The organism is Streptomyces palmae (assembly GCF_004684805.1).
In the GTDB taxonomy this organism is placed as follows: Bacteria; Actinomycetota; Actinomycetes; order Streptomycetales; family Streptomycetaceae; genus Streptomyces; species Streptomyces palmae.
This window is the reverse complement of the sequence record NZ_SRID01000369.1, coordinates 1-6,762: the sequence shown is the minus strand read 5'-3', so window position 1 is coordinate 6,762 and position 6,762 is coordinate 1. Positions and strand designations below refer to the sequence as shown.

Genomic DNA, 6,762 nt, shown 5'->3' with positions numbered 1-6,762 from the left:
TCCCACCGCCCCGCGCTCACACCGCGTCGCCGTCCGGTACCGCAACGCCAGGTGCCCGCACCCCGCCATACCCCGGGGCGGCATCGCGCCACGTCCACGGCGGCAATTCCCTGTCCACGCCTTGGATTTCACCCCTCCGACCAGGCGAAGCGGCCATTAGTCTGACGCGTCAGTCAGCCAGCCCCCTGGCTGATTTCCCCACCCCCTTCACGTAAGTGAGCCCCCCATGGACTTGATGACGAGACGGCTGCGTCGCAGCCGCCCCGCCGCGCTGGCGGCGACCGCCGGCATAGCCCTGGCCCTGACCGCGGCGTCGGCCCAGCCGGCCGCGGCCTACGCGGCGCCCGACACCGGAGCCGCCTGCACCGCCTTCTCCTCCGGCGCTTCGGCCGTCGCACAGCGCGCGGTGGAGGCGGCCTGTGCCCAGCGGGGAGTCTGGTACAGCTGGGGCGGCGGCCACGGCTCCACCCCCGGCGCGTCGTACGGCTACTACGACGGCCAGACCCCCGCGAGCCGCAACGACGGCGAGCGCAAGGGCTTCGACTGCTCCGGTCTGATGCGGTACGCCTACTACATGGCGACCGGCTCGGACATCCTCAACACCAACTCCGGTGGCCAGTACCGCAGCTCCCGCGCCACCGCCCGGTTCAGCGCGGCCCAGGGCACCGCGCCGCTGCTCCCCGGCGACCTGATGTTCTGGGGCGACGGAAGCATCCACCACGTGGCGATGTACCTGGGCAACGGCAAGATGGTCGAGGCCCAGCAGTCCGGCACCAAGATCGGCGTCTCTCCGGTACGCACCGGGGGCGACTACGCCGGTGCCATCCGCATCGGCGGGACCCCCGGCACGCCCACGCCTCCCACCGGCGGGGGCGGCTCCGGCGGCTCGGGTAACTCCGGTGGCAAGGCGTTCAAGACCTGGGGCTCCAGCGTCCGCACCCGGACCTCCCCCAACACCGACGCCGCCGTCGTCGACCACTTCACCGGCCCCACCAACATCACCGTCACCTGCCAGAAGCACGCCCAGCGCATCACCGCCGACGGCTACACCAACGACGCCTGGTCACGCCTGTCCAACGGCTCCTGGATCACCAACATCTACATCCAGGGCCCCGCCTGGCTCGACGGCGTACCGGACTGCGGTGGGTCCTCCACCGGTTCCGGCGGCTCGGGTGGCTCCGGCGGCTCCGGCGGCAAGGCGTTCAAGACCTGGGGCACCAGCGTCCGCACCCGGACCTCCCCCAACACCAGCGCCGCCGTCGTCGACCACTTCACCGGCCCCACCAACATCACCGTCACCTGCCAGAAGCACGCCCAGCGCATCACCGCCGACGGCTACACCAACGACGCCTGGTCACGCCTGTCCAACGGCTCCTGGATCACCAACATCTACATCCAGGGCCCCGCCTGGCTCGACGGCGTACCCACCTGCTCCTGACAACGGCGCCCCCAGGCGCTCGGGAAGCACGGCGGCCCCGCGGCACTCCCGCCGCGGGGCCGCCCCACCCGCGCCCCGCACGCCCGCCCGAGGCAGCCCGTGGTTCCCGGCAACTCGTCGGCTCGCGACCCGTACGCCCAGGAGACCGGTGCGCGATACTGCCGTCCGGAACCGACGGCACAGGGGGTACAGGTGCAACCGCTGGCGCAGGGGGATCCGCGGCAGATCGGCCCGTTCCGGATCATCGGGCTGCTCGGCGGCGGTGGCATGGGGCGGGTCTATCTCGGCCGCTCGGCGGACGGGCGGACGGTGGCGGTCAAGGTCGCCCGCGCCGAACTCGCCGACGACGTCGGCTTCCGGACCCGGTTCGCCCGCGAGGTGGCCGCGGCCCAGCGGGTGGGCGGGCCGTTCGTGGCCCCGGTGGTGGACGCCGCGCCGCAGAACGAACTGCCCTGGATGGCAACGGAGTACGTACCGGGCGTATCGCTGGCCGCCGCCGTGAAGGACGGCGGCCCCCTGCCCGAGGAGGCGGTACGGCGGCTGACGGCCGGGCTGCTGCACGCCCTGACGGCGGTGCACGCGCACGGTCTGGTGCACCGGGACCTCAAGCCCTCGAACATCCTGCTCACCGCCCAGGGGCCGCGGGTCATCGACTTCGGCATCGCGCACTCCGCCGCGGACACCTCCCTGACGATGACCGGCACGGCGCTGGGCACCCCCGGCTTCATGGCGCCCGAGCAGCTCGCCATGGGCGGACCGAAGGCCACCGGCGCGGCGGACGTGTTCGCGCTGGGCGGGGTGATCGTGTTCGCGGCGACCGGCAGCGGCCCCTTCGGCACCACCGAGCCGCAGGTGTTGATGTACCGCACCGTGCACGAGGATCCGCAGTTGGACGAGCTTCCGCCGGGCCTGCGGGAGTTGGCGGCGGCCTGCCTGGAGAAGGATCCGGCGCGACGTCCCTCGCTGCCCGACCTGATGGCCAGGATCGGCGAACCGAGCGGGTACGCCGACTGGCTGCCGGAGTCGGTCACCGTGCGGCTGCGCCGGCTGTCCTCGCAGCTCAGCGACCCTCGGGCCGTCGAGGCGGCCACGCCCCCGCCGATGTCCCAGGGTCCCGGCGCCACCGGAGCCGAGGCCGCCCCCGCCAAAGCGCCGCTCCACCGGCCCTCGACCGGCCCGGCGGCGGACATGGCGGCGGGCATGGCGGCGGGCATGGCGGCGGGCATGGCGGCGCCCCCACCGCCCGCCGCCCCACCGCGGGTTGCCGCACCCGCGGCTCCCGCACCAGGACCGTACGGCCCTGGCCACACCGTCGCCTCGCCCCAGGGCGGGTACGGCCCCGCCCCCGTCACTCCCCCGCCGGGGCCGCACCACTTCGACCGTCCGCCGCACCCGCCCGGACCGTCGGTGTCCCCGGGGGCGCCGGGGTCGCCGAGCCGTCGCCGGGTGCTGGCCGCGCTGGGCGGGGCCGGGGTGCTCGCCGGCGGCGGCGCGCTGACCTGGGCGCTGTGGCCGGGCGATGACGGAGGCGGCGGCAGCGGGGCGGACGCCCTGGGCAAGCCCGGCGGCACCGGGAAGCCGGCGGGCGAGACCGGGAAACCGTCCCCCGGGGCCGCCCCCTCGACCAGCGCGAAGCCGTCGAGCCGACTGCCCCGGAAGATCCGCGACCGGGGCTACCTCACCGCCGGTACCGACCCGACCTACACACCCATGGAGTTCATGCGGAACGGCAAGCCCGTCGGCGCCGATGTCGACCTCGCGGATGCCCTCGGCCGCGAACTCGGGGTGCGCTTCGCGTTCCGCAACGATGTGTTCGACACCCTCCTCGCCGGTCTGGCCGCGGGCCGCTACGACCTGGTCCTGTCGTCGATGACCGACACCAAGGACCGTCAGCAGGGGATCGACGCCTCGACCGGCAACAAGATCGGCTCCGGCGTCGACATGATCGACTACTTCAGTGCTGGGCTGGCGCTCGTCGTCCAGCAGGGCAACCCGAAGGGCATCCGAAGGCCCAGGGACCTCGCCGGCGAGCAGGTCGCCGCCATGCGCGGATCGTCGGCCTTCGACTACCTCGAACAGCTGCCGGCCTCCGTGAAGCCGCACCTCCAGCCGGTCGAGTCGGCGAACGAGCTCTACGACGGTCTCGCCAACGGCCGATTCACGGCCGGGCTCGACGACTTCCCGGTGGCCGCCTACAACGCGGCCACCCACACCGGGGGCACCCCCCTCGAACTCACCGGCAAGCAGATCGACCCCGTGCTCAGCGGCATCGCGGTGCGCAAGGCGGACAGGGACCTGCGCGACGCCGTCCGCGACGCCCTCGACCGCCTCATCGACAACGGCGAGTACGCGCGGATCCTCAGGAAGTGGCACATCGAGGACGGTGCGGTGAAGCGGGCCGAGATCAACCGGGGCCGCTGACCCGGGCCTCCGCGGGGCGGGCTCGGGCTCGCTGACCCCGGCCTCCGCGGGGCGACCCCGTTCTCGGCTGGGCGGCCCCGGACTTCTCTCGGCGACCCCGGTGCCGCTCGGCGACCCCCGTCTCCGCTGGGCAGCCCCGGTCACGGCTGGGCGGTGGTCGCGGGCCGCGTCACCTCGCGGCAGCGCGGCCCGGTCACGGCGCACCGGCTACCTCTCCCCGGAGTCCCCGCGGGTCGAGGCCAGTTCGATACCGCGCAGCCGGCGGAGCCAGCCGGTGAACAGCCGCAGCGCGACCGCGCAGGCGCCACACCAGCTCCAGCCGTCGGTGACCAGGGCGTGCAGCCCGTCCTGGTGCCGGATGTACAGGGCCTGCGCGCCCACGACCGCCGTGATGAGCGCGTGGGTACGTGACTCGACCGACAGCAGCCAGTCGACGGGCAGCCACAGCGGGGCGGTCAGGTCGCGCAGCCGCATACGGAGCGCCGCCAGCAGGAATCCCAGGGCGTAGCCCATCCGGCGGCGCGGGGAGAGGGTGACGCCGTTCTCGGGATCCCCGGCCAGGATCGCGGCCCACTCGTCCCTCAGGTGGGCCCTGCGGGATCCGGCGACGAGGGAGGCGAGGTCCAGGGTCCGCTGCGCCGCCCTGCCGCGTGCCCGGCCGGTCCTCGCGGGAGCCCCGGGCTCCGCCTCGTCCGCCCGGGCACTCCGGCGCCGGGCCGTGGCCCGCAGGACGACCACCGCTACCACGCACATCGCGGGGGTCAGCACCGCGAACACCGTGCCGGCCATGACCATGGTTCCGCCGAGGGAGTGCGCGGCGTCGAGCATCCGCAGCGCACTGCCGACGAGGAGGAAGATCACTGCCGCCACGCCGGCCAGCGTCGGTGCCAGGACGGAGACGACAGCCAGCTCGGCGGGGACCGCCCGCTCGCCGCGCGGCTCGCCGGTGCTCATGCGGAGCCCCCCTCGGCCGCCGTGCGCAGTCCGAAGAACCGGGGCTTGCGCTCCCGGGCCTCATGGGCCGCGCGCTGCCCGGCGGCGGTGAGTTCGTAGTAGTACCGCTTCGGACGCCCCGGGTGCTCGCCCGTCTCCTCGGTCCGGGTGATCCATCCGGCGTCGAGCATGCGCTCCAGGATGGGGTACACGGTCCCGGACCCCAGTTCGGTCTCCTCGCAGATCTTCAGCCCCCATGCCCGATCGTCGGGGGTGGACGCCATCAACACCTTGAGTACCTCAAGTGTCGGGCGGGTAAGGCGCATTGATGCCATATCACCAGTGAAGCACCGGGCCCACCGTATGTCGAGTACGCCAATCACGCGGGCTCTGCCCGGTGGCGTACGCGGGCGCGCGCCGAGGCCCACTCGCCGAACCGACTCACGTTACCGGGCTCCGGCGCGTTCAGGTGGTGCACCAGCGGGGGTCAAGTTTTGGCCACTAGCAAGGTACCGGGAGGCGGTTGGCGCCTCCTTCGACACCACTTGCTGGAGGCATGAGTGCGTCGCATCGGAATGACCGTCGCGTCCGTGATGGGGGCCGCGGCCCTGGCCCTGTCCGTGGCGGGGACGGCCACCGCCGCCCAGGGAGTCCTGCTGATCAACGGACGGCCGCACACCAACCCCGGCGGCTGCATCACCGACACCATGGAAACGGTGGCCAATATGACCAACCAGACGGCCGTCGTCTACTCGGAGCCGGGCTGCCAGGGCGAGGTCGTCACCACGCTCATGCCGGGCCAGGAGGAGGAGATCGGCGGCGGCGAGAGCGTCCGCATCAACTGACGGCTGTCACGGCTGACGGCTGTCACAGCTGACGGCTGTTACGGCTGACGGCTGTCACGGCTGACGGCTGTTACGGCTGACGGTAGGTGCGCCGCGAGCGCGCCGCAGCGCACGAAACCGGTGGCGGGGCATCGTCTCAGACGGGGACGGTGCCCCTCCGCATCCCATCCACCCATCCCAAGTACCTTCTCTTTCCCCAGGTCAGAGCCGGTGTGGGCATCCCAGCGTCCCTCATATGCCGGTGCGCCTTGCCCTGCCGGGCAGCACCGGCTTCGCTAGTGGTCGGGCCGGAACGAAGATGGTCGTCCCACGGCCACCGCTCAGCCGACGCCTCAGTCATGCACACCACCCACACCACTACGGGGAACACCATGAAGCCCAACCGCCTCGCCAAGCCGACGCTCGCCGGAATCGCCCTGCTGGCCGCTCTCACCCTGACCGCCTGCAACAGCGACGACAGCACGGACGGCGCGGGGAAGGGGTCCGACTCGTCCAACTCCAGCAGCGCGGGCAGGAGCACCGGCGGCGGCAACGGCAACGGCGGGTCCGGCTCCTCCGGCGGCAGCGGCACCGGCGGCAGCGGCTCCTCCGGCTCCGGGACCGCCGGCGACTCCGACGGGCCGAAGGGATCGGTCGCGGGCACCGGCAACAACTCCAACGGCAAGATCGACGTCTGCCGCACCGATGAGCTGGAGGTCAACGCGGAGGACAACACCATCGACTCGGAGGGCGTCGTCACCGTGTCGTTCAAGAACAGCGGTGGCCGGGACTGCACCATCAGCGGCTACGCCGGCGTCGACCTCAAGGGCGCCGACGGCACCACCGTCTCCGTCGACCGGGGCAGCGAGACGCCCACGCCGACCACCCTCGCGGACGGAGAGACCGCCGCGTTCAACATCAGCTACCCGGTGAACACCTCCGGCGGCAGCGGCTGGCGCGCCTCGAAGCTCATCGTGACCCCGCCGAACGAGACCAAGAGCGTGACCCTGAACTGGCCGGGCGGCTCCTTCCCGGTCTCGGACGGCAGCGGCTCGGGCACGTCGCTGACCCTCGCCCCGGTGGGCAAGGTGGGCTGACCCACAGGTCGGAGGAGCAGCGGCGCGACCCCGCCACGGTGTGTGGCGG

Annotated in this window: 6 protein-coding genes; 4 read left to right on the top strand and 2 right to left on the bottom strand. The window is 73.0% G+C overall.

The window, feature by feature from the left end; translation table 11 throughout:
* Window positions 1–235: 235 nt before the first annotated feature.
* Together E4099_RS26895 and E4099_RS26890 are read left to right on the top strand one after the other, a co-directional pair.
* Window positions 236–1,438, top strand: a complete 1,203-nt coding sequence (locus tag E4099_RS26895; RefSeq protein WP_386390035.1) for an NlpC/P60 family protein — start codon at window positions 236–238, stop codon at window positions 1,436–1,438.
* A 192-nt stretch (window positions 1,439–1,630) separates the two neighbouring features.
* Window positions 1,631–3,859, top strand: a complete 2,229-nt coding sequence (locus E4099_RS26890) for a bifunctional serine/threonine-protein kinase/transporter substrate-binding domain-containing protein (RefSeq protein WP_135341719.1) — start codon at window positions 1,631–1,633, stop codon at window positions 3,857–3,859.
* 207 nt (window positions 3,860–4,066) lie between these two features.
* Here the strand turns inward: E4099_RS26890 and E4099_RS26885 are convergent, their stop codons facing one another.
* Window positions 4,067–4,813 carry a hypothetical protein gene (locus tag E4099_RS26885; protein WP_135341718.1) on the bottom strand — a complete coding sequence of 249 codons (747 nt, stop codon included), beginning with the start codon at window positions 4,811–4,813 and terminating at the stop codon, window positions 4,067–4,069.
* Window positions 4,810–5,076 (bottom strand): PadR family transcriptional regulator, encoded by a 267-nt coding sequence (locus tag E4099_RS26880; protein ID WP_245245196.1) that lies wholly within the window; start codon window positions 5,074–5,076, stop codon window positions 4,810–4,812. Before E4099_RS26880 ends, E4099_RS26885 begins: the two co-directional genes overlap by 4 nt.
* Window positions 5,077–5,352: 276 nt before the next feature.
* Between E4099_RS26880 and E4099_RS26875 the strand changes: the two genes are divergently transcribed.
* Window positions 5,353–5,637 (top strand): peptidase inhibitor family I36 protein, encoded by a 285-nt coding sequence (locus E4099_RS26875; RefSeq protein WP_135341717.1) that lies wholly within the window; start codon window positions 5,353–5,355, stop codon window positions 5,635–5,637.
* A 338-nt stretch (window positions 5,638–5,975) separates the two neighbouring features.
* The gene (locus E4099_RS26870; protein WP_245245195.1) at window positions 5,976–6,713 is read left to right on the top strand and encodes a DUF4232 domain-containing protein; all 738 of its coding nucleotides are present in this window, start codon (window positions 5,976–5,978) and stop codon (window positions 6,711–6,713) included.
* Window positions 6,714–6,762 lie beyond the last annotated feature (49 nt).

Excerpts from the sequence above, each read along its gene's own strand:
- E4099_RS26895 (WP_386390035.1), top strand. The coding sequence starts at position 236 with ATGACGAGACGGCTGCGTCGCAGCCGCCCCGCCGCGCTGGCGGCGACC.
- E4099_RS26885 (WP_135341718.1), bottom strand. The coding sequence starts at position 4,813 with ATGAGCACCGGCGAGCCGCGCGGCGAGCGGGCGGTCCCCGCCGAGCTG.
- E4099_RS26880 (WP_245245196.1), bottom strand. The coding sequence starts at position 5,076 with ATGGCGTCCACCCCCGACGATCGGGCATGGGGGCTGAAGATCTGCGAG.
- E4099_RS26870 (WP_245245195.1), top strand. The coding sequence starts at position 5,976 with ATGCACACCACCCACACCACTACGGGGAACACCATGAAGCCCAACCGC.